This window comes from Pseudomonas sp. LBUM1658, assembly GCF_059716055.1.
This window is the reverse complement of record NZ_CP166798.1, coordinates 853,566-877,902: the sequence shown is the minus strand read 5'-3', so window position 1 is coordinate 877,902 and position 24,337 is coordinate 853,566. Positions and strand designations below refer to the sequence as shown.

The following is a 24,337-nucleotide window of genomic DNA, read 5'->3' as shown; positions in this document are numbered from 1 at the left end:
CAGGGCATGAATCACAAGGTCGCGTTCAGCTTTGCCGACGGCAAAACGCTGTTCTTTCCCGTACAGGCCAATGAAATACTGCTCGACGCCGCCGTGCGCAACGGCATCAATATTCCACTGGATTGCCGCGAGGGCGTCTGCGGCACCTGCCAGGGCCGCTGCGAATCGGGCGATTACAGCCAGGACTATGTGGATGAAGAGGCACTCTCCAGCCTGGACCTGCAACAACGCAAAATGCTCACCTGCCAGACCCGGGTGAAATCCGACGCGACGTTTTATTTCGACTTCGCCTCCAGCCTGTGCAATGCCTCAGGCCCTGCACAACTGAGCGGTAAAGTTACTGAAGTCAGTCAGGTCTCGGCGAGCACGGCGATCCTGCATCTGGATCTGGGCACGGCCGATCAACCACTGGACTTCCTCCCGGGGCAATACGCCCGGCTGCTGATTCCGGGGACAGCGAGCAAGCGCTCCTATTCATTCGCCAACCGACCGAGCGCCCGCAATCAACTGCAGTTCCTGATTCGTCTGTTGCCCGACGGGGTGATGAGCAATTACATCCGTGAACGCTGCCAGGTGGGCGACGAAATCGGCCTGGAGGCGCCTCTGGGTGCATTCTATCTTCGTCACATCGCCAGGCCGCTGATCCTGGTGGCCGGTGGCACCGGGTTGTCCGCGTTGCTGGGCATGCTCGACGAAATTGCCGAACGCCGCTGCGAGCAACCCGTGCACCTGTACTACGGCGTACGGGATGCTGCCGATCTGTGCGAAAGCGTGCGAATCGAGGCCTATGCCGAACGCATCCCGGGGTTTCGCTACACCCCGGTGGTCAGTGAGCCCGCGCCCGGCTGGGGCGGAAAGCGCGGCTACATCGCCGAGCATTTCGACGCCAGCGAACTGCGCGACGCAGCAGTAGACATGTACGTCTGCGGGCCACCGCCCATGGTCGAGTCGATCAAGAGCTGGTTGCAGAGCCAGAAGCTCGACAGCGTGCACCTGTATTACGAGAAATTTACCGAGAGCAATGTTTGAATACTCAAAAAAAGCGCCGGGATTGAATAAACTCACGCAACGCAACCAAACCTAGCCTGACCATAACAACTAGAAGGGATCCAGATGGCGGATGAAATCTTGCAACAGGGCGAGCTCAAGCGGGGGTTGAAAAATCGTCATATTCAGCTGATCGCATTGGGCGGAGCCATTGGTACCGGGCTATTCCTGGGTTCCGCCGGAGTACTCAAGTCAGCCGGACCGTCGATGATCCTCGGCTATGCGATTGCCGGGTTCATCGCCTTCCTGATCATGCGCCAGTTGGGCGAGATGATCGTCGAGGAACCGGTGGCCGGCTCCTTCAGTCACTTCGCCCACAAGTATTGGAGCGGTTATGCCGGCTTTCTGTCCGGCTGGAACTACTGGGTGCTCTATGTACTGGTCGGCATGGCGGAACTGACGGCCGTGGGCAAGTATGTGCAGTTCTGGTGGCCGGAGGTCCCCACCTGGGTCAGTGCGGCGGTGTTCTTCGTGCTGGTCAACCTGATCAACATGATGAACGTCAAAGTCTTCGGCGAGATGGAGTTCTGGTTCGCGCTCATCAAGGTCGTGGCAATCATCGGCATGATTGTCTTGGGCTGCTACATGCTGTTCAGCGGCACCGGCGGCCCGCAGGCCTCGGTCAGCAACCTGTGGAGCCACGGCGGTTTCTTCCCCAATGGCAGCAGCGGTTTGCTGATGGCGATGGCCTTCATCATGTTCTCCTTCGGCGGCCTGGAACTGGTCGGCATCACCGCCGCCGAAGCCAGCGAACCGAGGAAGGTGATTCCCAAGGCGATCAACCAGGTGGTTTATCGCGTGCTGATCTTCTACGTCGGCGCACTCACCGTGCTGCTGTCGCTGTATCCGTGGGATCAGTTGCTGCAGACCCTGGGCGCTTCCGGCGATGCCTACAGCGGCAGCCCGTTTGTGCAGATCTTCTCCCTGATCGGCAGCGATATCGCCGCGCATATCCTTAATTTCGTGGTGCTCACCGCGGCACTCTCGGTCTATAACAGCGGCGTCTACTGCAACAGCCGCATGCTCTACGGCCTGGCCGAACAGGGCGACGCGCCCAAGGCGCTGATGAAACTGAACAAACAGGGTGTGCCGTTGCGGGCGTTGGGCATATCGGCGTTGGTCACTATGTTGTGCGTGGTGGTTAATTACGTTGCCCCGCAGAATGCGCTTGAGTTGCTGTTCGCGCTGGTGGTTGCATCGCTGATGATCAACTGGACGCTGATCAGCCTGACCCATCTGAAGTTTCGCAAAATCATGGGCCAGCAAGGCATAGTGCCAAGCTTCAAGTCGTTCTGGTTTCCCTTCAGCAACTACCTGTGCCTGGCCTTCATGGCGATGATCATCTGCGTATTGTTGATGATCCCGGGGGTACGCGCCTCGGTTTTTGCCATGCCGGTGTGGGTGTTGGTTATTTACGGTTTCTATCGGATGCGGGTGGCCAGGAGTCGGACTCTGCCAGTGACTCAATAGCGTCAGGCCCGAAAAGATCGCAGCCTGCGGCAGCTCCTACAGGGTGTATGCAAATCCCCGTAGGAGCTGCCGCAGGCTGCGATCTTGGCTATCTGGCCCGCGCCGAAAATCTTTGGCGGTCACACAAATAAAAACGGCCCGGCATTCGATAAATGCCGGGCCGTTTGTTTATCCGGGGTCAGAGCGTTGAGCGAACTCGCCACAATTCCGGGAACAGCACGGTATCGAGCATCTTGCGCAGATAGCCGACGCCTTCGGTGCCGCCGGTTCCCGGTTGGAAACCAATGATTCGCTCCACCGTGGTCACATGCCGGAAGCGCCATTGACGGAACGAGTCTTCAAGGTCGATAAGCTTCTCGGCCAATTGATACAGGTCCCAGTATTGCGAAGGATCGGTATAGACCACGCGCCAGGCCGCTTCGACCGAGGCGTCATGCACCGTAGGGCTGCTGGGGTCGCGCTCGAAGCGTTGCGGATCGATGGTCAGGCCAGCATCGACCATCAAGCGGATCGCTTCGTCATACAGTGAAGGGGTGGCGATCGCCTTTTCAAGTTCTTGCAGCAGCTCCGGCCGGTGGGCGTGGGGACGTAGCAGGGTCGCGCTTTTGTTGCCCAGAATGAACTCGATTTCGCGGTACTGGAACGACTGGAAGCCCGAGGACTGCCCCAGAAATGGCCGTATGGCGTGGTACTCGGTGGGGGTCATGGTGGCCAGCACTGTCCAGGCATGCACCAGCTGATCGAAAATCCGCGAGACCCGTGCCAGCATCTTGAAAGCAGGCGGCAACTCTCCCAGCCTCAGGTGTTCGCGAGCGGCCTTGAGCTCATGCAGCATCAGCTTCATCCACAGCTCCGAAGTCTGATGCTGGATGATAAACAGCATCTCGTTATGATCCGGAGACAAGGGGTGCTGAGCGCTGAGAATACGGCCGAGATCCAGGTAGTCGCCGTAGCTCATGGAATCGGAAAAATTCAGCTCGGCGTTATGCCATTCCTCTTTCTGGTTGGCAGGTGAATAGGGACATTGGCTCATTGAGCAGGCTCCTCAAGTGGCAGTTTATTCAGTGGACGCAAAATCGCCCTGACCGGACTGGCGTCCAGATTGGCGAAGCGCAGCGGCAGCGCGATCAATTCATAGTCCCCTTCCGGGACCTCATCGAGCACGATGCCTTCGAGGATCGCCATGCCGTGGCGGGCCACGGCATTGTGTGAATCCATGGTCTTGGATTGCTGCGGATCGAGCGACGGCGTATCGATGCCGATCAAACGCACGCCGAGGCTCGCCAGCAGATCGACAGTTTCTTTGGCGACTGCGGTGAAGTCCGGGTCCCAAGTGGTCAACGGCGCTTGGCGATAGGTGCGCAGCAGCACGCGTTCAGGCAGGTCTTGCAAACGACCTTCAAGCTGCTCAGGGTGCACCAGCTGGCCGCTGTCCAGGCAATGCAACACACGGCAGGGACCGATGTAGATATCGAGCGACACATCGCCAATGGCCGCACCGTCAGCGCTGTAGTGCAGCGGCGCATCGACATGGGCACCGGTGTGAGGCGACAGGGTGATGCGCCCGACATTCACCGGACACTCGGGTCCGTACTGCCAGACGCGCTCCTCCTGAAATGGTGTGTCACCCGGCCAGGTCGGTGTCGCGATACTCAAGGGCGGGCTGATATCCCACCACGACATGGTTTTTTTCATTGCAAAGTTCTCGGCCTGTTCCGAAGTGAATGATACGAGTGATACCTGTGAATATTCTTGCGAATGCCTTCGGGAAGGCTCAATTTTTTCGCACATACTGCCAAGAATCAGGCATTTACCGAGAGGAAATTTCAATGAAAAGAACAGGCGGTTCAACAGCCTGATTTCCTCCGCCGAACGATGGCGTGGATGCATGACGGTCGCTGCGTTTCTGGACAGCTCAGTGTCGAGCACAGACAACTGGCACCTCGCCAAGCGCTATAGGGTGCGACTTCAGTTCTCCCTACCGCTCGGAGTCATCATGTCCGCACCGATTACCGTTCTTCGCGACACCCACCCCTTGCCTGTGCTCGATGCCTGCAAATGGGAAAAGCTCGAAGGCGACCCACACACCGTCAACCTCAACGCCTATACCAGCGAAGACGGCAGCAAGATCATGGGCACCTGGATCTGCACCCCGGGCAAATGGCGGGTCGAGTATGTGAAGTGGGAATACTGCCATTTCCAGGAAGGTTACTGCGTGATCACCCCGGACGGCATGGCGCCGATCCATCTGCGGGCGGGTGATATTTTCGTCATCGAGCCGGGGATGACGGGTACTTGGGAAGTGGTCGAGACAGTGCGCAAGTATTTCGTGTTTGCCTAGATCTTTCGTCTGGCGAAAATTTGTGGCGAGGGGGCTTGCCCCCGCTGGGGCGCGGAGCGGCCCTAAAATCTGCAACTGTGGTTTTTCAGGTAGATAGCGTCCGCAGGTTTTACGACTGCTTCGCAGCCGAACGGGGGCAAGCCCCCTCGCCACAGGTATAGCGCTCGCTTGGGGCAATGTATCTGGCCAACCAAACGCAAAGAATCCGAGAGCCCACCCTATGTGGGCTCTCGGAAGATTGCTACCGGGTTGCCTGCGAAAAGATCGCAGCCTCCGGCAGCTCCTACAGGGGTTTGCGATAGCTGTTGATGATCGCCGAGAAGTCCTTGCCACCTTCCCCACGCTGACTCATCGCCTGATACAGCTGCTCGGCCACTGCGCCGAGTACCACCGGCTGGTGCGCCTTACGCGCGGCTTCAGTCGCCAGGCCCAGGTCCTTGAGCATCAGCTCGGCACCGAAACCGCCGGTGTAACCGCGCGAGGCTGGCGCCGTTTCGACGATGCCCGGCCATGGGTTGTACATCTCCGAACTCCAGCAACGCCCGGTCGAGCTGTTGATGATGCTGGCCAGCACCTGGGTGTCGATTCCCAATGCGTCGCCCAACGCCATGGCTTCGCTGACGCCGACCATGGAAATCCCCAGCAGCAGGTTGTTGCAGATCTTGGCGATTTGCCCGGTGCCGACTTCACCACAAAGGACAATGTTGCGGCCCATTTGCGCCAGCACTGGTTGCAAGGTGGCGAACAGCCCCGGCGTCGCCCCGACCATGAAGGTCAGGGTGCCTGCCTGGGCGCCACCGGTGCCGCCGGAGACCGGTGCATCGGCCATGTCCACGCCTTGCCTGGCCGCAGCTTGCGCTACATCGCGAGCCGTTTGCGGGTCGATGGTGCTGCAATCCACCGCTGGCACACCCTTGGCGATCCCGGCCAGCACGCCGTCTTCACCCAACCAGACACTGCGCACATGGGCGGCGGCCGGCAACATGGTGATGACCAACTCGGTGCCCTGAGCCGCTTCACGAGGTGAAGTGCTGATGGTGCCACCCAGCTGAGCCAGTTCGGCGAGCACGGCCTGGTTCAGGTCGAACAGGTTCAGTTGGTGACCGGCCTTGATCAGGTTGCGCGCCATCGGCGCGCCCATGTTGCCCAGACCGATAAATGCAATCTTCATGCTCTTCTCCTTGATCAGCGCAGATGGATGGTGGTGTTAACACCGTCGTTTACGCTCTCATCGTCGAACCAGCGACTGGTGACTGTCTTGGTCTGAGTGTAGAACTGAACCACTTGTTTGCCGTACGGGCCGAGGTCGCCAAGCTTGGAACCACGGGAACCGGTGAAGCTGAAGAACGGCACCGGCACTGGAATCGGGATGTTGATGCCGACCTGGCCAACATCGATTTCAGTCTGGAATTTACGCGCTGCTGCGCCGCTCTGGGTGAACAGGCCGGTGCCGTTGCCGAACGGGTTGCTGTTGACCAGCGCAATGGCTTGATCAAGGGTATCGACTTCCAGCACCACCAGTACCGGACCGAAGATTTCCTGGGTGTAGATCTGCATGTCGGTGGTCACGCCAGAGAACAGGGTCGGGCCAATGAAGTTGCCCTGTTCGAACCCCGGAACCTTGACGTCACGGCCGTCGAGTTCCAGTTTCGCGCCTTCCTTGATCCCCGCTTCGATCAGCGACAGCACACGTTGCTTGGCCTTTTTCGAAATCACCGGACCGACATCGGTGCCTGGCTCGCTGCCGGCATTGACGGTGAGTTTCTGCGCCAGTGCCTTGAGGTCCGGCAGCCATTGCTTGGCCGCGCCCACCAGCACCACGACCGAAGTCGCCATGCAGCGTTGGCCGGCAGCGCCGAACCCGGCACCGACCAAAGCGTTGAGTGCTTGTACGCGATTGGCATCAGGCAGCACCACCGCGTGGTTTTTTGCGCCCATCATCGATTGCACGCGCTTGCCGTGTTTACCGGCCAGGTCGTAGACATGGGTACCGACCGCGGTCGAACCGACGAACGACACGGCTTTGATGTCCTTGTGGGTGCACAGCGCATCCACCACGTCCTTGCCGCCATGCACTACGTTGAGCACGCCCGGTGGAACGCCGGCTTCCAGCGCCAGCTCAACCAGCAGCATGGTCGACATCGGGTCCTGCTCGGAAGGCTTGAGCACGAAGGTGTTGCCGCAGGCGATGGCCATCGGGAACATCCACAGCGGAATCATCGCCGGGAAGTTGAACGGGGTGATCCCGGCGCAGACACCGATCGGCTGACGCAGGGTGTAGGTATCGACGCCACCGGCGACGTTCTCGGCGAATTCGCCCATCTGCAGGCTGCCGATGGAGCAGGCGTGCTCGACCACTTCCAGGCCACGGAAAATATCGCCTTCAGCGTCGGCAATGGTCTTGCCCTGCTCGGCGCTGAGGACTACCGCAATACGTTTGGAGTGTTCGCGAATCAACGCCTGGAGCTTGAGCATGATGCGCATCCGCGCGCCGATCGGCGTCAGCTTCCAGGTCTGGAAGGCGCGATGGGCGGCGCCGATCGCGGCGTCGACTTCAGCGGCGGTAGCGAACGGGACTTTGGCCAGCACTTGTTGGGTGGCCGGGTTGACGATGTCGTGCCACTCGGTGGTCTGCGACTCGACCCATTCGCCGTCGATCAGCAGCTTGACCCGTTGCAGGGTGGTTTCGTCTGGCGTGAGAGATGCGTTCATGATGGTCTCCTGGCTTCTTGTTATTGAAGAGAGTGGTGATGCAGACAGCCAAGGCGTGTTTTCGCCTTGAAATGAGGCATGCGTCCTGAATTGGTTATCGGACTGTTTTTGGAGTATAGATGTGCAAACTTCTAATAAGAACGCACATAAAAGCCGGTCCAACATGCAAAAAAACATCACGTCTTTAAGTTCTTTGAATTGGGACGACCTGAAGTTCTTCCTCGAGGTCGCCCGTACACGCAAGGCCAGCACGGCCGCCAAGCGCCTGGCGGTGGACTACACCACGGTGTCGCGGCGCATCAGTTCACTGGAAGGTGCACTGGGCACCCTGCTGTTCGAAAAATCGCGAACCAACGGCTTTGTGCTGACTGCCGAAGGTCAACGTCTGCTGGGCTATGCCGAGTCGATCGAAAGCACGCTGCATATGGCCTGCGAGCAGGTCTCGGGCTCCGGGGTTGCGCTTTCGGGCCATGTGCGCATGGGCTGCACCGAAGGGTTTGGTAGCTTCTTCATCACCCCGCAGCTGAGCCACTTCGTCGACACCTACCCGGCGATCTCGGTGGACATCCTGCCGCTGCCGCACTTCATCAGCCTGTCCAAGCGCGAGGCGGATATCGTCATCGCCCTCGAACGCCCGGAGCACGGGCCGTACGTGTGCTGCAAACTCTGCGACTACCGGTTGCAGCTGTACGCGACCCAGGATTACCTCGACAAACACCCACCGATCCGCCGCCCGGCCGACTTGGGCAAGCATCAGTTCATCAGCTATGTCGACGATCTGGCGTTCAGCTCGGAGCTGCTTTACCTGGCGAACGTATTGCCCGGCGCCAGCGCCACCCTGCGCAGCACCAGCGTGATTGCCCAGTATGTCGCCGCGCAACAGGGCCGCTCGCTGGCGATCCTGCCGTGTTTTCTCGCCGCCCAGGACCCGCGCCTGCTGCCGGTGCTGCCGGAAGAGATCAACATCACCCGGCAATTCTGGATGTACTGCCGCGAGGACCTGCGCAAGCTCAAGCGGATCACCCTGTTGTGGGACTACATCCGTAGCGTGACCGAGGAGAATCGAGGGCTGTTGATGGGCGAAACCCGGTCGATGCTGTTCGCCGACTGATCGGCGCTCAGCACAATCAAGGGGATTAGCCCCCGGTTTGAACATTGGCAGCCGGGAGGTCCGCCCCCGCAGTGTGTTGCCCGCCTCGGGAAAGGCATTTGGCTTGATACATCGCCGCATCGGCGGCATTGAGCAGGGCGCCTGGGGAAGCGCCATGATCGGGGTAGATGGCAATGCCGATACTGAGAGAGGTCAGGATTGAGGTGCTGCCCGACAGCCGCACCGGCAGGTCCATGCTGGCAATAATCTTCTCGGCAATGCGCTCGGCGTCCTCGTTCTTGTGCAGGGACGTCAGCAGAATGGCGAACTCGTCACCGCCCAGGCGCGACACCAGATCCTCTTCACGCAACTGCGCTTTGACCCGAGTGGCGACGGCTACCAACACCGCATCACCGGCTGCGTGGCCGAAGTTGTCGTTGATGCCTTTGAACCGGTCATTGTCGAGAAACAACACCGCGACCCGCTCGTCGAATTTCTTCGCATTGCGCAACGCACGAATCAGCCGGCCTTCGAAAAACGCCCGGTTCGGCAGGCCGGTGAGACTGTCATGGCTGGCCTGGTGGGCCAGGGACTGGTTTTCGTTTTGCAGCTGCGTCTGCCAGGTTTCCATTTCATCGAGCAAGGCATTGAAGTCGTTGCCCAGGCTATCGAACTCGGCAATCTCGAGCACTGGCACACGCCGGTCGAAGGTTCGTTCGATGCGCGCCGCGTGGGCGGCACTGACCAGGTGGCGCAGCGGAGCGATGAGTCCTCGAAGCTGACGGCGCGCCAGATACAACGCAACCCAGGCACTCACGGTGGTACACAACAAAATGCCGGCCAGACCGCTGAGAAAAAAGCGCAGCAGACTGCCGCCGTGTCCAATGAGCAGGATGCTGCCGATTTCCCGGCCCTGATGAAGGATCGGCTGGGTGATCGGTTTTTCCAGAAAGGCCCGGGCGATCTGCGTTTCCAGCCTGGAGAGCAGTCCGGATTCCGGGCGCTGCCAACGCGTCAGCAATCGCCCGCGCGCGTCGAAGATCTCGGCCTGCGCGACCTCTTCGGTAGAGGCGATCAACGCCAGCGCTTCAGTGACCGCGACCTTGTCGTCGGACATCACTGCGGCTTCGACGGTGTAGCTGATCGAGCGGGCAATCAAATGCAGGTTGTGATCGGCATAGCCGCGCAAGGCCAGAACGCCGAGCAGGGTCAAGGAAAGGCTGGCCATGGCCACCGCCACCAACGCAACGATCCAATGTCCGCGGCCTATGACCGAGTGCAATGTAGGACGGCTGTGCTGGCGCAGGAGCTTCATGGGACCGGCGTTACCGTCCACATCCATGCAGGGATTCTCTTCAATCGTCAGGGCGATGCCCAAACGGTAGCACAGCCGCTGAAACCTTCACGAAACTGCGCTGATAGATAGGCGCCTAATTGTTCAGAAAAGTCTGAAGTAACAATTTTGAGTTTCCTATTCTTCCCGGCCCCGCGTCCTGCCTACCATCGGCGCCAACGTACCTGCGGCCGCCAGCGGCCCTGATAACAATAAAAATTAACAACGATCGATTGAGCACGGATACCCAGAGATCCGGCTCATGGAAACCTTTGACTACTGCCGTAACAGCCCGATCCGGTCATCGACCGCCGTCGAGCCTTGAGTAGCTCTAAGGAATCGTGGAGGTTCGCCGATGAAACTTGAAATATTCCGTACCCTCTGGGGCTATACCGCGAGCAAGGCTCAGGCACTCGATGAGTTGCTGCAAGCCGGCTTCGACGGCATGGAAGCCCGCCTGCCAGTGGAACCCCGCGAGCGAGCCGAGTTCGGGGCCTTTTTACAGGCCAATCGAGTCGGTTATATCAGCACGGTGTTTACCGCCTATGACGTGCTGCCGAAGCAATCCGCAGCCCCGGCCGAACACCTCCTTGATCTGGACCGAAAACTCGGCTGGGCCGCCGAACTCAAACCACGCTTCGTCAATGTGCTGGGCGGCAATGACCGCTGGCCTCTGGCGCAGCAGGTGGAGTTCTTCGGTCAGGCCATGACACTTGCGCGCAAGCACGGGCAAATCTGCAGCTTCGAAACCCACCGTTCGCGCTCGCTGTTCAACCCCTGGTTGACCCTTGAGTTGATCCGGCAACTGCCCGACCTGCGCTTCACCAGCGATATCAGCCATTGGATCGTTACCTGCGAGCGCTTGTTGGATGACCCGGAGGATGACCTGAGTGCCTTCGTCGAGCGGGTGCACCATATCCAGGCCCGGGTCGGTTATGACCAGGGCCCGCAGGTTCCCCACCCCGCCGCCCCGGAGTACGCCCGGGAACTGGCCTTCCATCAACAGCACTGGGAAGCCATCTGGCGCTCCCAGCAGGCTCGCGGCTATCAGGTCAGCACCCTGACGCCAGAGTTCGGCGCCGACGGCTATTTGCATCACCTGCCCTTCACCAATGTGCCGGTCGCCGACCTCTGGTCGCTGAATATCTGGATGGCCAGAACCGAGCGCGAACACTTCGATCGCTTCAACCACTCAACCCGCCTGTGAGGTTTTTGCGTCATGCCTGAGAAGATCAATAACAGTCCGGCCCAAGCCAACTTCAACAGGATTCCGGTGGTGGATATCGCCGGCCTGTTCAGCGTCGAACTGGAACATCGCCTGGCCGTCGCCGAGCAGCTCGGAGCGGCCGCCAGCGACGTCGGCTTTCTCTATATCACCAGTCACGGTATTGATCCGCGGCTGATCGCCAACTTGCGCCAGGCTGCCAGGGACTATTTCGCTCAGCCCTTCGACGCCAAGATGCAGCACTACATCGGCACCTCGAAGACCCACAAAGGGTATGTCCCGGAAGGCGAAGAGGTTTACGCCAAGGGCAAACCGGATCACAAGGAAGCTTTCGATATCGGCTTCGAAGTCCCGGCCAACGACCCGCTGGTGCTGGCTAATACCCCACTGCTCGGCCCGAATGAATGGCCGTCGCTCCCCGGTTTCAAGGAAGCGGTGCAGGCCTACTACGATGCGATTTTCGCCCTCGGTCGACGGTTGTTCAGTGGCTTTGCCCTGGCATTGGGCCTGGAAGAAGACTATTTCGACAGCATGGTCACCCGTCCACCCTCCAAGCTGCGGCTGATCCACTACCCCTTCGATGACACGGTCCAGGATGCACCCGGTATCGGCGCGCACACCGACTACGAGTGCTTCACCATTTTGCTGGCTGACAAACCGGGGCTGGAGGTGATGAACGACCTCGGCCAATGGATTGATGCGCCGCCGATTCCAGGCGCTTTCGTGGTGAACATCGGCGACATGCTCGAAGTCATGACCGCAGGCGCCTTCGTGGCGACCGCCCACCGCGTGCGCACGGTGAGTGAAGAACGCTACTCCTTCCCGCTGTTCTACGCCTGCGACTTCCATACCCAGATCAAACCGCTACCCAGCTTTGCCAAAGCCGAACACGACTATGAACAGATCGCTATCGGCGAACACATGTACGGCCAGGCTTTGCAGACTTACCAATACCTGCGCAAGCGGGTCGAAGCTGGCGACATCCAGCTTCCAGAAAAGGCCCGCAAGCCATCGAGCTTCGGCCATTTGAAAAACCAGGCGCAGCCTTCCTGAACCCTGTCGTCGGCCACTACGTCCCTACTCTGGAGTCATCGAACATGTTCACTAAAAACACCGCATCGCGCCTGACCCTGCTCGCCGCCGGCCTGCTCTGCGCCACTGCCAGCCTTGCCACTACCGCAACACCGGGCCAGTTGAAGATCGGCATGGAAATCACCTACCCACCGTTCGAGTCCTACGATGCCGAGAAAAACGTCGTCGGTTCCGACCCGGAGCTCGGCCACGCGCTGGCCAAACATCTGCAAGCGAAAGCCGAGTTCGTCGACACCAAATTCCCTAGCCTGATCCTCGGCCTGAATGCCGGGCGCTATGACGCAATCATCTCCGGCATGTACATCACCCCGGAACGCCAGACTCAGGCCATGACCATTGCCTACGCGAAAACCGGCGCGGCAATCATGGCCCCGAAAGACAGCGGTCTGAATCTGCAAACCCCGGAAGACCTCTGCGGCCTGAAAGTCGGACTGGAACAGGGCACCACCTGGGTTGGCCAACTGCAGAAGCTCTCGACCGAATACTGCGTGCCGAACAACAAGGGCGCCATTAGCGTGAGCGAATACCCGTCGGCACCGGAAGTCACTCAGGCGCTGCTGTCGAAAAACATCCAGGCCCAGGTGGAAATCGCTGGCGCCGCGAAGATGATCGCCGAGCGCACCAATGGTCGAGTGGTGGTGACGACCAAACACCCGATCTATCAGCAAACCCTTGGTATCTTCGTCAAGAAAGGTAACGACGCAGCGTATCAGGCGCTGCTCAAGGCCTTCGCTGAAGTCAAGAAAAGCGGCGAGTACGCGACGATCCTGAGCAAGTACAACCTGGAACCAATAGCTGACTGACGAGCTATTGCGGGCGAACCCGCCCCCACAAGGACTGTCCCCAACCTGTGGGAGCGTGGCTTGCCCGCGCGCCACGACTTCAGCGACATACGGCGGCTTGAGGTGTTTATGCAATTCGATTGGTCTTACTTTTTCTCCCTGTTCTCAATGTCGAGCTTCTGGCATGCCTGTGTCACGGTGATTGAACTCAGCGCCCTGGCGTGGTTCATCGGTATGCTTCTGGGCTTTTTGCTGGCGTCGGCCAAGCTGTCCAGCGCTGCCTGGCTCAGGACACCAGCGTCGGTGTACATCTGGTTTTTTCGCAGTATTCCGCTGCTGGTGCTGGTGGTGTTTGTCTACAACCTGCCGCAGCTGTTTCCGGCCACCGGTTCGGTGTTGTCCAACCCGTTCTATTCCGGACTGTTCGCCCTGGTGGTGACCGAAGCGGCGTATATGGCGGAAATCCATCGCGGCGGCCTGATTTCGGTCGCCAAGGGTCAGAAGGAAGCCGGACGGGCCTTGGGTATTGGTCTGGTGGGGCTGCAACGGCTGATCGTGATTCCCCAGGCGTTTCGTATTTCCTTACCGACGCTGATCAACGAATACATCACCGTGGTGAAACTGACGTCGCTGATCTCGGTGATTTCCCTGACCGAACTGCTCACCGTCGGCCAACGCCTGTATGCGCAAAACTTCCTGGTGATGGAAACCCTGGCGGCGGTGGCGGTGTACTACGTGCTGATCGTCAGCGTGTTCGGCTGGTTACTGCAGCGCCTGGAACACTCCCTGGACTTGAACCAACGCAAGCCGAAAACCCTCGACGACGCCGCCGTCGCCGAACTCAAGTCGACCATCTCGTCGCAGGTCACTGTGGCTCGCACGCAGACTCACTCTGGAGCGGACTCGATCCTGCACTTGCAGGATATTCATAAAAGTTACGGCGACCATGAAGTGCTCAAGGGCATCGACCTGAAGATCGGCAGCGGCCAGGTGGTCTCCATCATCGGTCCTTCCGGCTCGGGCAAGACTTCGCTGATTCGCACCGTCAACGGCCTTGAGAGCATTGATCAAGGTGAAATCATGCTGTTCGGCGAAAGCTTCATCAACGCCGGTGATAACCTTCACAGCAGCAAAGTCCGTCAGGGTGTGCGGCATATCGGGATGGTCTTCCAGAGCTTCAACCTGTTCCCCCATCGCTGCATTCTCGACAACATCACCCTGGCGCCGCGCTTCCACGGCAGTGCCAGAACCTTGAGCGAACAGCGGGCCTATGCGCTGCTGGATAAAGTCGGATTGCTGGCCCACGCCCACAAATACCCGCATCAGCTGTCCGGCGGCCAGCAGCAACGGGTAGCGATTGCCCGGGCATTGGCGATGGAACCGCAGATCATGCTGTTCGACGAACCGACTTCAGCCCTCGATCCGGAGCTGGTGGGCGACGTATTGAACGTGATCCGCGATTTGGCCAAGGAAGGCATGACCATGCTGATCGTGACCCACGAAATGGACTTCGCGATGTCGATTTCCGATCGGGTGATTTTCATGGAAGGCGGGCATATTCAGCTGGATGCAAGCCCGCACGCCATTCGCAATGAGCAGGAGGGGGAGCGGGTTCGACGCTTTATGGGGCTGCCCGCTGCGAGTGAAGTGCCGCTGGCGATGGTGGGGTAGATTGCCAGGTTTGGAGGCAAGCTCTCACTGTGTGGCGAGGGGGCTTGTCGGAACGCCGCATCGCCCCGTTCGGCTGCGCAGCAGTCGTAAAACCTGCGGACGCGATCTGCCTGAAAAACCACAGTTGCAGATTTTAGGGCCGCTGCGCGCCCCAGCGGGGGCAAGCCCCCTCGCCACAGGTTATGCGCCCGGTCCTAATATCACCCGAGTTCCAGCATCAACCCGCTCAAGCGTTTGACCTTGCGCCGCACCGCTTCTTCGAACACGCCGGGTCGTGTCTCGATCAGACTGAACCAGTCCTTGGCGCGGGTTATTCCGGTATAGATCAGCTCTTTGGTCAACACCGGGTTCAGCGCATCCGGAAGAATCAATGCGGTGTGGGCGAATTCCGACCCCTGGGATTTGTGCACGGTCATGGCAAACACGGTTTCCACATCATTGAGCCGACTAGGCAAGACAAAACGCACGCCGCCCTGCCCATCGTTGCGCGGGAATGCCACGCGCAGCACCTGTTTACCTGCCTGTGGACCATCGCGTTCCGGCAGTTTCAGGGCGATGCCAATGTCACCATTCATCAACCCCAGGCCGTAATCGTTGCGGGTCATCAGCACCGGACGACCTTCATACCACTGTTGGTCGCTGTCGATCAGTCGCGCCTTGAGCAGCGCGCTGGTGATGCGCAGATTCAAGCCCTCGACGCCCCAGGGCCCCTTGCGCACTGCACAGAGCAACTGGAACCGGTCGAACGCCTGCAACACCTCGCGCGCCCATTCGGTCCAGCGCGGATCCTCAAGCGCGGTGTCGACTGCCGGGCGATGAGTGCGCAGCAGGCTCAGGTAATGCCGATAACCCTGCGGGCCTTCGCCCTGTCCTTCCAGCACCAGCTGCTCCAGAGCGCGATCCTGCTCGCCCTTGAGTGCCAGCGAAAACACATCGGCATGGCTGCGCGCGTTCAGCAGTTTGCGTGCCTCATCGGCGTGTTGCTGGTTGACCCAGCGAGCCAGCTGGCCAATGCCACTGCCCTCACCGAATCGCCGGGAGTGGCGCAACATCACCACTTGCTGAGCCAATGGATGAGCGCCTTCAGTGTCTTCGTGCAAAGCGCTGGCACTCAGGCTTTCACCGCTGACCGATTCCAGCCATTGGCGAGTCTGCGGGCTGTACCAACCGGCCTCGGCATCGCGGCACAAATCACCGAGTACCGCACCGGCCTCTACCGAGGCCAACTGGTCCTTGTCGCCGAGCAATACCAACCGGGCATGGGCCGGCAAGGCGTCGAGCAGGTTGGCCATCATTTCCAGGTCGATCATCGAGGCTTCGTCGACCACCAGCACATCCAGCGGCAAGCGGTTGCCGGCATGGTGACGAAAATGCCGGGTGCCCGGACGACTGCCAAGCAGGCGGTGCACGGTGGTGACTTCAGTGGGGATCTTGTCCCGCACGTTTTGCGGGACAGCCAGGGTACGGACCTGTTGACTGATGGATTCGGTCAACCGTGCGGCGGCCTTGCCGGTGGGGGCGGCAAGGCGGATGCGCAGCGGTTTGCCGGCTTCCACCGCCGGCGCCTGCAGCAGTGCCAGCAGACGTACCACGGTGGTGGTCTTGCCTGTGCCGGGGCCGCCGGTGATGATGCTGAAGGCTGCGCGAGTGGCCAGGGCGCAGGCGAGTTTCTGCCAGTCGATCGGCGCCTCGCTACCGGCCACACCAAACAAGCTGCTCAACCGTTCCGACAGATGATCGGGTGTTGCTTCTTCCGCCGCCAGACGTTGACGCAGGGCGCTGTCGATGCGCCGCTCGTAAGCCCAGTAACGGCGCAAATACAAACGCTTGCCGGACAACACCAATGGCCGCTGCCGGGCCTCGTCACTGACATCGACGGCCAGCGCGACCAATTTGCTCAAGGCCAGAACCTTGCACCAGTGCGCGCCTTCCAACGCTTCGAGCAGTTGCGAAGGCAACAACATGGCAGCGCTCGGCACCTCGCCTTCCGGCGGCAACGACAGGGCGAAGTCCGGTTCCTTGAGGGTCTCGAACAGATCCAGGCAGACGTGTCCGTGGCCCAGTTGATGGCTGGTCAACGCTGCCGCCAGCAACACCAACGGGTCGCCCTGGGGGTCCAGTTCATGAAGGAAGGCGACAAAGGCCTTGTCCAGCGCTCTCAGCCAGCCGCGTTCGACCCAGCGCTCCAGCAACAGCAGCAGATCCTCGGCTCGACTCAAGGGCGCCAGATCGGCCAGGCTTTCTGCGGCCAGCGACGTCGGCAGCAAATCGGCAAAGGAACGATTCATAGCAGTACTCCCTGTTCCCAGGCGGGTTCGGCCTTGGGTTGTTCCGGTTTGCCCTGGAATAGTCGGTCCAGACGTTCGATCAACTCCCGAGGCGGACGGCTGAAATACACGCCGCGGCTCGCGGCCTGGGTGCCACGTAAAAACAGATAAAGCGCCCCACCCATGTGCCGTTCGTAGTCGTAATCGGTCAGCCGCGCCTTGAGCTGGCGATGCAAGGCCAGCAGGTACAACACGTATTGCAGGTCGTAGCGGTTGTCGAGAATCGACTGTTCCATCGCCTGCTCGGTGTAGACCGAATCATCGACACCCAGCCAGTTGGATTTGTAATCGGCGACGTAGTAACGCCCCTGATGCTCGAACGTCAGGTCGATAAAGCCTTTGAACATGCCATTGAGCAACACCGGTTCGGCCGCCACCCGGGCCACGCCGTTATGGGTGTATTGGCGCACCAGTTCATCGAGTTTGAGCACGTCGACTTTATGGCTGGCGAACCAGAATTCCATCTCGACCCGGTACTGTGTCAATTGCTCGAACACCACGGGCGGCTGTCCGGCACCGATCGATAATGGCGCTTGCAGCAGGTGCTGCAGCCAGTCGCTCAAGGTGCCGATCCAGCCTTCCCAACCACGGCGGTTGCAGCGCCGGCCGATGGCGTCTTCGATACTTTGTCGATCCGCGGCAAAACCTTCGTCACCCGCCCACTCCAGCAGTCCGTGAAGAAAGGTCCCCGGGTTCGGTCCACGGGGGAAATGGTGGATATCGCCACCGCTGGCAATCACTTCCCGAGGAGCATCCGGATCGAGTCGCTCATCGTCGAAGAGCTTCTGCGCTTGCGGGCTTTCCGGCGCTTCGTCGCTGCCGGCGCTCATGCGCTCGCCAATACGCAGGGCGCTATAGGAGGCGATCCACCAGTTCTCCGCAGCCTTGCGTTTGGGGATCAGCGGCGCGAGCAAACGTGCTTCGTTGCGCGGCGGATGGAAGCATTCATCGGTGGCTAGCGGCATTTCACGGTAGCTCAGTGCCGGGCAGCCTTCCTGCAAGTCTTCCAGCCAGCGGCTCAAGCCAGCCGACTCGGTCAACGGCGCGCCACCACCCAGCAGATAACCCAGCGCCGAGAGGTGCAGGACCGAACTGTTGTTATTGCCGCGCTTGAGGTCTGTGACACCCAACCACAAAGCGTGTTGCGCACGAGTCAATGCCACGTAGAGCAAGCGCAGGTCTTCGGCCAGACGCTCTTCATCCGCCTGGGCAATCAGCTCGGTGGTCGGTTTCAACGACACCTGTGCCTTGCCTGCGGCGTCGTGGTAATGCAGCGGCAGGCGACTGCCATCCACCGGTTTGGCCGAGCAGATAAACGGCAGAAACACCAAGGGGTATTCCAGGCCTTTGGACTTGTGGATGGTTACCACTTTGACCAGTTGCTCGTCACTTTCCAGCCGCAGAATCTGTTCCTCGCCGGCCTGCCCGGACAGCGCCAGATGCTCGGCCAGATGCCGGATCAAGGCTTGTTCGCCATCGAGTTCGGCGGCGGCCTGCTGCAGCAATTCGGACAGGTGCAGCAGATTGGTCAGCACCCGCTCGCCATCGCTGCGAACAATCAAAGCCTGAGGCAACTGGAAGTCATGCAGCAGACGGCGCAGCATCGGCAGCACCCCCTGGCTGCGCCAGATTGCCCGATAACCGCGGAACTGCATGACCCGTGCTTCCCTGGCCAGTTCGTCCTGATTCAAGCGTTCCAGTTCGGCCAGCGGCAGGTTCAGCGTGATACAGGCCAATGCTGCACGTAACGGCCGTTCGACATCCGGCTCGGCGCAGGCCTTGAGCCATGCCAGTACGTCATGAGCTTCCTGGGCAGCGAACACTGAATCCTTGTCCGACAGGTAAACGCTGCGTACACCTCGGGCGGACAGCTCGGCGCGTACCGCCTGGGCTTCTTTGCCATCGCGCACCAGAATCGCGATATCGGCCGGAAGCAGCCCCCGCAATTCATCACCGTCTCGAACAAACCCCGCTCGCCCCTGCTGACCGCCATTGAGCAGCGCGACGATTTCGCTGGCACAGGCGGCGGCCAGTTGCTGCCGGTAAACCACACCGGACACTGGCTGTTCAGCGGACAATTGCCAGATGTTCAACGCAGGCGGCTGCTGGCCATCGATCTGCAAGACTTCTTTGCGTCCCTGAGAGGCCACGGGCAGAAAGGGTACCGGGTTGTCGCCGCTGGTTTCCCTGAATAGAAACGCTCCACGCCCGAGTGAACGGGACTCGGCGCGCTCGAACACGTGGTTCACCGCGGTGACCATTCCATGGCTGGAGCGGAAGTTGGTGCCCAAGGTATGCAAGCGGCCAGTGGTGGCCTGGCGCGCGCGCAGGTAGGTGTAGATATCGGCGCCGCGGAAGGCGTAGATCGCCTGCTTCGGGTCACCGATCAAGAACAGTCCGCATTCGGGATTGTTATCTTCGATGCGGTAAATGCTCTCGAAAATCCGGTACTGCACCGGGTCGGTGTCCTGGAACTCATCGATCAACGCGACCGGGAATTGCTCGCGAATCAAGGTCGCCAGGCGCTCGCCGCCGTCGGCTTGCAGTGCCGCGTCGAGGCGCAGCAGCATGTCGTCGAAGCCCATCTCGGCGCGCCGGCGCTTCTCTTCTTCAAAGCGTGCACCGACCCACTGCGCAGCATGTTGCAGGACCGCGGCATCCGGGGTCGGCAAGGCATCCAGGCTGGCTTTGAGCCCGGGCATCGCGTCCAGTCCTGGATGGCTCGGTGCCTGGCCTTTCCAGGCCTCGGCCATGCCGTCCGGCGTCAATCGACTAAAACCGGTACCGATATCCAGTTGCTCCTGGGATTCATCCGCGGCCCAGGCGCTGATTTTTTCGAACCAGGGCTCGAAGTAGCGGGCCTGCATCTTTCGTCCATCGACGACCTTGTTGGCGACCGCTTGCAGGCAGATCTCGCGCAGCTCGGCCGCCCATTGCAGCCAGGGCGTCTTGAGTTGCACCAATGCTTCGCGTCGCTCTTGCAGGCATTCGGCAATCAGCTCGGCGGGGGCTTTCCCATGTGAGTTGTCGCGCTCGCTGGCAAACAAGGCGCGGACTCGAGGTAACAAAGCGGCAGGACCGCCCCAGTTGGCACGCACCCAGTTCAGTGCATCACCCTGCATCGGGTAGCAAAACAGCCGCCAGTAATCGCGCAGCACTTCACCGAGCAAGTCGCTGTGGTCGGTTTCCAGGGTCTGGGTAAACAGGCTGCCACTGTCGAAGGCATGTTCGCGCAACATGCGCTGACACCAACTGTGGATCGTCGAGACGGCCGCCTCGTCCATCCATTGCGCCGCGATGTCCAGGCGATTGGCACAGCCTGGCCATTGCTCCGGGCGGTATTCCTCGCGCAACTGGTTGATCAGGTCATCCGGTGCCGGCGTTTCATCGCGGAAAAACCGCGCCGCTTCGGCCAGACGAGTGCGGATACGCTCACGCAGCTCCTTGGTCGCGGCATCGGTGAAGGTCACCACCAGAATCTGCGGCGGCAGCAACTCGCGGCCGAAGCCGGCGGGCTCGCCCCCGTGGCCGAGCACCAGGCGTAGATAGAGTGCAGAAATGGTGAAGGTCTTGCCGGTCCCGGCGCTGGCTTCGATCAGCTGGCTGCCACGCAGGGGGAACGCCAATGCCAGAGGTGTCTTGGTGGTCATGCGCGAGCCTCCTCAGTAGCCAATGATCGCCACGGAGCTTCAAGCAGCGGGCGATAAAGCGCGTCGCACCAGTTGGCGAAGGCTTCGTCAGCGACCAGAGCGCTGTAATCGGCGAATTGCCGGGCCAGGGCCGGGCTTTCGCGACGCTCGCCATCGGTGGTTTGACCGTCGCCCTCATAGGCTTTGCGCGCGGCCGCTTCGGCTTTGAGTGGATCAGTCTGCCCCAGCCAGGCGAAGGCGGTTTTTACCGCAACCGGTATTGGCTGACGCATGCCGAATTGCCAGGCCTGCAACAGATCGCCCAAGATTTTCAGTGCTGCGTTCTTCTCCAGCGCAGGCAACAACAAGGTGTCGTCACTGGCCACCAGCGCCGTGGTCATCGACAACCCGCTGGCACAGGCCGCCAGATGATTAACCCAGGGGCGGGTCAGTCGATGCCATTTGCGGGTCTTGATCGAACCAATACTGTTGGGGATGGTGGTGACAGCCAATAGTCCGCCATCGCTGCGTTGATGCAGCCCACTGAGCCAGCCTTCAAGACCGATCCCGTGCAGTTCGAGACTCACTGGCAAGGCACTGTTGAGGGGTGTCGGCCATAACGCCAACAGCTGCTGATAGCGCTGCAGCAAATCTGGCAAAGGCTCGATCAGTTCCTGTTGCAGGCGTTCACCAAACCCGGCCATCGGTAACAGACCGCAACCCTGCAGGCGTTTTGCCTGGGCTGCCAACGCCTGATCCGGCTGATCCCCATGGCCAAGCGCGGCTTCCAGCAAGCTGTCGCTCAGGCTATAGCGTTGCAACGCATCAAGGACAAAGGGTTCCTCATCCGCCAGCGGCACCTCGGCGGCTTCGAAAAACACCTTGAGCCGCTGACTGAAGAAATGTCGCACCGGGTTTCGATGGAAGTCCTGCAGCAAGCCCAGGCTCAGCGGCTCCTCCTGGTGGTAGGCCGCGAGCGCTGGAAGTTCGCTGGTATCTGCCGATGGCTGATGCAGCAACTGCCACTCTCGAGCGTAACTGAACAACTCGTCGCCTTCATGGAAGTAGCGTGCACTGAAGGGTTGCAGTGGATGCTCCTGGGTCATTGCCTCAAGCAGCGATTCATCGCTATTGGACAGCCGCCAGCCGCTGGCCAGATGATCGCGCAATTGGCCGATCAACACCGATGCCGGACGCTCGCTGTTGTCGCGAATGCTGCGCCCGACCCAACTGATATACAGCTGATCCCGCGCCGAGAGCAAAGCCTCGAGCAGCAGGTAGCGATCATCCTCGCGCCGCGAACGGTCGCCGGGACGGTAATCGCTGCCCATCAGATCGAAGTCCAGCGGCGGCTGCGCACGCGGGTAGTCGCCGTCGTTCATGCCAAGCAGGCAGACCAGTTTGAAAGGAATCGCGCGCATCGGCATCAAGGTGCAGAAATTCACCGCACCGGCCAAAAAGCGCTGCGAGAGCCGGCCCTGGTCGAGACCGGCCAGCCAGGCCTCGCGGACCACGGTCAGCGGTAACTCATCTTGCAAACCAACCGACTCGCAGGTATCCAGCCAGCTTTCGCGCAACTCTTCGAGCTGGGCCAGGAGGTAGTCGTCATGTTCATTACTGGCCAGGAAAAATAGCTGCACCAGTGCTTGCAGACGTTCACCCCATTTTTTCGGTGACGCGGGTTGGGTGAGCTCTTGGTGGGCAATATGCAGCGCATCGAGTAAAGCCACCAGCGGGCCGATCAACGCGGCGTCAAGACCGCCGATTTCATCGTAAGGTTCGATGCCGTCACACGCAGCGCCGCTGCCTACCGCATAACCAAGCAGCATCCGGCGCAGGCCGAAACGCCAGCTGTTCTGCTCCAGTTCATCCGGCAGACCAAGCCCGGCGCGTTGTTCGGCGTTCATGCCCCAGCGAATACCGGCGCCTTCAATCCAGCGATGCAAGGTCGGCAGGTCGCGTTCCTCTATGCCGAAACGAGCGCGTAAGGCTGGTACATCCAGCAGGTCGAGAATCTCGCTGACCGGGAAACGACTGTCTGGCAGCTTGAGCAGATGTTCCACGGCGATCAGCAGCGGGTCGCGACCGCGCTGGCCCTGGTCGGCAAGCGTGAAGGGAATGAAGCGTCGGTCATCTCGCTCGAGCTGGCCGAATACCGCACGGATATGCGGCGCATAACTGTCGATATCCGGAACCATCACGATCACATCGCGAGGGTTCAATAGTGGATTGGCGCTGAAGCGCTCGAGGAGTTGGTCGTGAAGGATTTCCACTTCACGCTGGGCGCTGTGGGCAATGTGAAAACGGATCGACTGGTCCTGTGCAGGATCTATCGCGGGCCAGAGCTCACGGGTCTCATTCAGTGGACGTAACTCGAGGATATCGTCCTGCAACTGGTTGAGCATATTCTGCGGCTGGTTTTCGCTGAACAGATCGATTCGCCCATCGCGAAAGGCCGAACTATAGCTGTTGGGGTCGTCATAACTGTCGAGCAAATTGATGTAGTCACGCCCCTGTTTACCCCAGGCAGCCAGCAACGGATGAGCATGTTGATGCAGGGTTTGCGGGTCGAGCACCAAGGGCATGCCGGGCTTGCGCGCCTGGCGCTTGTATTGATGCCGTAACAGGTCTTTATCGGCGACGATGTCCGTCCAATGGTGCCGACATGGGTTATGTACGCACAGCAGAACCTGACTGAAACGCGCCAATCCGGCGAGCGCTTCAAGGGCTTGAGCAGGCAGTGAAGAAATACCGAAAACGATCACTCGGGAGGGCAAACCTTTTGGTGCCGCGTCCAGGCTGTTGATGCGCTCGATGAAGCGTTGATGGACTCCGGCACGGCTTTGCGCCATGCCTTCTGCACCGACATCCAGCAGCAGTGCACGCCACAATTCGGCCTGCCAGCAGTTGGCGGGTGTCAGTGCCGTGGCTTCGCCCCTGACATTACGTAGTTGATGGCGACCGGCTGCCCAGTCTTCCAGCCAGTCGGCTCGATACACCTGGTATTGGTCAAACAGATCCGCCAGGCGCTCGGCCAGTTGGTAGCGCTTGCGCAGGTCGGTGTCGTGAGTGAGGAAGCGTTGCAGGGGCTCGAAGTGCGGCTGATCGATCAGCTCGGGCAACAAACGCATCAGCCGCCAGGTTAGTGGGGCTTTATCCAGCAGGGATTTGGCCGGAATCTCATCACGGCCCAGCACCATACGATAGAGCTGCCACATAAAGCTGCCCGGCAGTTGCACATCAATCGCGGCTGCTATGCCGCAGCCGCCCGTATCCCCCGCTTCCGGGTCTTCAGCCAATGCCAGCTTCAGCCACTGGGCGATACCGTTGCTTTGCACCAGGGCGATTTCATTTTCCAGGGGGGCCAGCGGATAACGCCGCATTACGTTGATCACCAGACTGCGCAGTTCTTCCAGGCTGTTGCTTTGAACCACCATAAAAGCAGCATTGAGTGACGTCGCGTCCGGCATAGCGGCTTCCTTGAAGAATGCAAAAGCGAGGGAGGGACATTGAAGCAGCTTCAAGCTTCAAGCTTCAAGCCGCAAGCGAAGTTCGCGTCGGGTACAAAACCGCTTCTCGCTTGCTGCTGCTTTTCCAGCCACAAAAACAAAACCCCTA

At 60.1% G+C, this 24,337-nt stretch carries 16 protein-coding genes; 8 read left to right on the top strand and 8 right to left on the bottom strand.

The window, feature by feature from the left end:
• Positions 1–6: 6 nt before the first annotated feature.
• Together antC and ACA064_RS03985 are read left to right on the top strand one after the other, a co-directional pair.
• Positions 7–1,029, top strand: a complete 1,023-nt coding sequence (gene antC / locus ACA064_RS03990) for an anthranilate 1,2-dioxygenase electron transfer component AntC (protein ID WP_497672217.1) — start codon at positions 7–9, stop codon at positions 1,027–1,029.
• A gap of 84 nt (positions 1,030–1,113) precedes the next feature.
• Positions 1,114–2,517, top strand: a complete 1,404-nt coding sequence (locus ACA064_RS03985; protein ID WP_497672216.1) for an amino acid permease — start codon at positions 1,114–1,116, stop codon at positions 2,515–2,517.
• Positions 2,518–2,695: 178 nt separating this feature from the next.
• Here the strand turns inward: ACA064_RS03985 and kynA are convergent, their stop codons facing one another.
• On the bottom strand, positions 2,696–3,550 hold the full coding sequence (gene kynA, locus ACA064_RS03980; protein WP_497672215.1) for a tryptophan 2,3-dioxygenase: 855 nt from the start codon (positions 3,548–3,550) through the stop codon (positions 2,696–2,698).
• On the bottom strand, positions 3,547–4,212 hold the full coding sequence (gene kynB, locus ACA064_RS03975; protein ID WP_497672214.1) for an arylformamidase: 666 nt from the start codon (positions 4,210–4,212) through the stop codon (positions 3,547–3,549). Before kynB ends, kynA begins: the two co-directional genes overlap by 4 nt.
• A 301-nt stretch (positions 4,213–4,513) precedes the next feature.
• Here kynB and ACA064_RS03970 point away from each other — a divergent pair, with 301 nt between their 5' ends.
• Positions 4,514–4,858 (top strand): cupin domain-containing protein, encoded by a 345-nt coding sequence (locus tag ACA064_RS03970; protein WP_158830155.1) that lies wholly within the window; start codon positions 4,514–4,516, stop codon positions 4,856–4,858.
• A 283-nt stretch (positions 4,859–5,141) separates the two neighbouring features.
• Here the strand turns inward: ACA064_RS03970 and mmsB are convergent, their stop codons facing one another.
• Together mmsB and ACA064_RS03960 are read right to left on the bottom strand one after the other, a co-directional pair.
• Positions 5,142–6,029, bottom strand: a complete 888-nt coding sequence (mmsB, locus tag ACA064_RS03965; RefSeq protein ID WP_497672213.1) for a 3-hydroxyisobutyrate dehydrogenase — start codon at positions 6,027–6,029, stop codon at positions 5,142–5,144.
• 14 nt (positions 6,030–6,043) lie between these two features.
• Positions 6,044–7,570, bottom strand: a complete 1,527-nt coding sequence (locus tag ACA064_RS03960; protein WP_497672212.1) for a CoA-acylating methylmalonate-semialdehyde dehydrogenase — start codon at positions 7,568–7,570, stop codon at positions 6,044–6,046.
• 163 nt (positions 7,571–7,733) lie between these two features.
• On the opposite strand from ACA064_RS03960, the gene ACA064_RS03955 reads away from it, so the two are divergent.
• A complete protein-coding gene (locus ACA064_RS03955; protein WP_497672211.1) occupies positions 7,734–8,681 on the top strand; it encodes a LysR family transcriptional regulator in 948 nt (315 codons plus the stop codon).
• Positions 8,682–8,706: 25 nt separating this feature from the next.
• On the opposite strand, the gene dgcN is transcribed toward ACA064_RS03955, so the two are convergent.
• The gene (dgcN, locus tag ACA064_RS03950) at positions 8,707–9,975 is read right to left on the bottom strand and encodes a diguanylate cyclase DgcN/YfiN (protein WP_497674166.1); all 1,269 of its coding nucleotides are present in this window, start codon (positions 9,973–9,975) and stop codon (positions 8,707–8,709) included.
• A 373-nt stretch (positions 9,976–10,348) separates the two neighbouring features.
• Between dgcN and ACA064_RS03945 the strand changes: the two genes are divergently transcribed.
• The 4 genes from ACA064_RS03945 (at position 10,349) to ACA064_RS03930 (ending at position 14,763) form a co-directional block, all read left to right on the top strand.
• Positions 10,349–11,200 carry a sugar phosphate isomerase/epimerase family protein gene (locus ACA064_RS03945; protein WP_497672210.1) on the top strand — a complete coding sequence of 284 codons (852 nt, stop codon included), beginning with the start codon at positions 10,349–10,351 and terminating at the stop codon, positions 11,198–11,200.
• Positions 11,201–11,212: 12 nt separating this feature from the next.
• Positions 11,213–12,271, top strand: a complete 1,059-nt coding sequence (locus ACA064_RS03940) for an isopenicillin N synthase family dioxygenase (protein ID WP_497672209.1) — start codon at positions 11,213–11,215, stop codon at positions 12,269–12,271.
• 44 nt (positions 12,272–12,315) lie between these two features.
• Positions 12,316–13,113, top strand: coding sequence for an ABC transporter substrate-binding protein (locus ACA064_RS03935; protein ID WP_497672208.1), 798 nt, complete (start codon positions 12,316–12,318; stop codon positions 13,111–13,113).
• 108 nt (positions 13,114–13,221) lie between these two features.
• Positions 13,222–14,763 carry an amino acid ABC transporter permease/ATP-binding protein gene (locus ACA064_RS03930; RefSeq protein ID WP_497672207.1) on the top strand — a complete coding sequence of 514 codons (1,542 nt, stop codon included), beginning with the start codon at positions 13,222–13,224 and terminating at the stop codon, positions 14,761–14,763.
• A gap of 200 nt (positions 14,764–14,963) precedes the next feature.
• Here the strand turns inward: ACA064_RS03930 and recD are convergent, their stop codons facing one another.
• From recD to recC, 3 genes are read right to left on the bottom strand one after another with little or no spacing between them, the layout of a single operon-like run.
• The gene (recD, locus tag ACA064_RS03925) at positions 14,964–17,051 is read right to left on the bottom strand and encodes an exodeoxyribonuclease V subunit alpha (protein ID WP_497672206.1); all 2,088 of its coding nucleotides are present in this window, start codon (positions 17,049–17,051) and stop codon (positions 14,964–14,966) included.
• On the bottom strand, positions 17,048–20,740 hold the full coding sequence (gene recB / locus ACA064_RS03920) for an exodeoxyribonuclease V subunit beta (protein WP_497672205.1): 3,693 nt from the start codon (positions 20,738–20,740) through the stop codon (positions 17,048–17,050). The genes recD and recB overlap by 4 nt, the downstream gene beginning before the upstream one ends.
• Positions 20,737–24,189: an exodeoxyribonuclease V subunit gamma gene (gene recC / locus ACA064_RS03915; protein WP_497672204.1), complete on the bottom strand. Its 3,453-nt coding sequence runs from the start codon at positions 24,187–24,189 to the stop codon at positions 20,737–20,739. The genes recB and recC overlap by 4 nt, the downstream gene beginning before the upstream one ends.
• Positions 24,190–24,337 lie beyond the last annotated feature (148 nt).

Bases quoted from the DNA above. Each gene is read 5' to 3' on its own strand.
- antC (WP_497672217.1), top strand. From the start codon at position 7: ATGAATCACAAGGTCGCGTTCAGCTTTGCCGACGGCAAAACGCTGTTC.
- ACA064_RS03930 (WP_497672207.1), top strand. From the start codon at position 13,222: ATGCAATTCGATTGGTCTTACTTTTTCTCCCTGTTCTCAATGTCGAGC.
- ACA064_RS03940 (WP_497672209.1), top strand. From the start codon at position 11,213: ATGCCTGAGAAGATCAATAACAGTCCGGCCCAAGCCAACTTCAACAGG.
- recD (WP_497672206.1), bottom strand. From the start codon at position 17,051: ATGAATCGTTCCTTTGCCGATTTGCTGCCGACGTCGCTGGCCGCAGAA.
- ACA064_RS03955 (WP_497672211.1), top strand. From the start codon at position 7,734: ATGCAAAAAAACATCACGTCTTTAAGTTCTTTGAATTGGGACGACCTG.
- ACA064_RS03945 (WP_497672210.1), top strand. From the start codon at position 10,349: ATGAAACTTGAAATATTCCGTACCCTCTGGGGCTATACCGCGAGCAAG.
- kynA (WP_497672215.1), bottom strand. From the start codon at position 3,550: ATGAGCCAATGTCCCTATTCACCTGCCAACCAGAAAGAGGAATGGCAT.
- ACA064_RS03960 (WP_497672212.1), bottom strand. From the start codon at position 7,570: ATGAACGCATCTCTCACGCCAGACGAAACCACCCTGCAACGGGTCAAG.
- ACA064_RS03935 (WP_497672208.1), top strand. From the start codon at position 12,316: ATGTTCACTAAAAACACCGCATCGCGCCTGACCCTGCTCGCCGCCGGC.
- recC (WP_497672204.1), bottom strand. From the start codon at position 24,189: ATGCCGGACGCGACGTCACTCAATGCTGCTTTTATGGTGGTTCAAAGC.
- ACA064_RS03970 (WP_158830155.1), top strand. From the start codon at position 4,514: ATGTCCGCACCGATTACCGTTCTTCGCGACACCCACCCCTTGCCTGTG.
- mmsB (WP_497672213.1), bottom strand. From the start codon at position 6,029: ATGAAGATTGCATTTATCGGTCTGGGCAACATGGGCGCGCCGATGGCG.
- kynB (WP_497672214.1), bottom strand. From the start codon at position 4,212: ATGAAAAAAACCATGTCGTGGTGGGATATCAGCCCGCCCTTGAGTATC.
- ACA064_RS03985 (WP_497672216.1), top strand. From the start codon at position 1,114: ATGGCGGATGAAATCTTGCAACAGGGCGAGCTCAAGCGGGGGTTGAAA.
- dgcN (WP_497674166.1), bottom strand. From the start codon at position 9,975: ATGAAGCTCCTGCGCCAGCACAGCCGTCCTACATTGCACTCGGTCATA.
- recB (WP_497672205.1), bottom strand. From the start codon at position 20,740: ATGACCACCAAGACACCTCTGGCATTGGCGTTCCCCCTGCGTGGCAGC.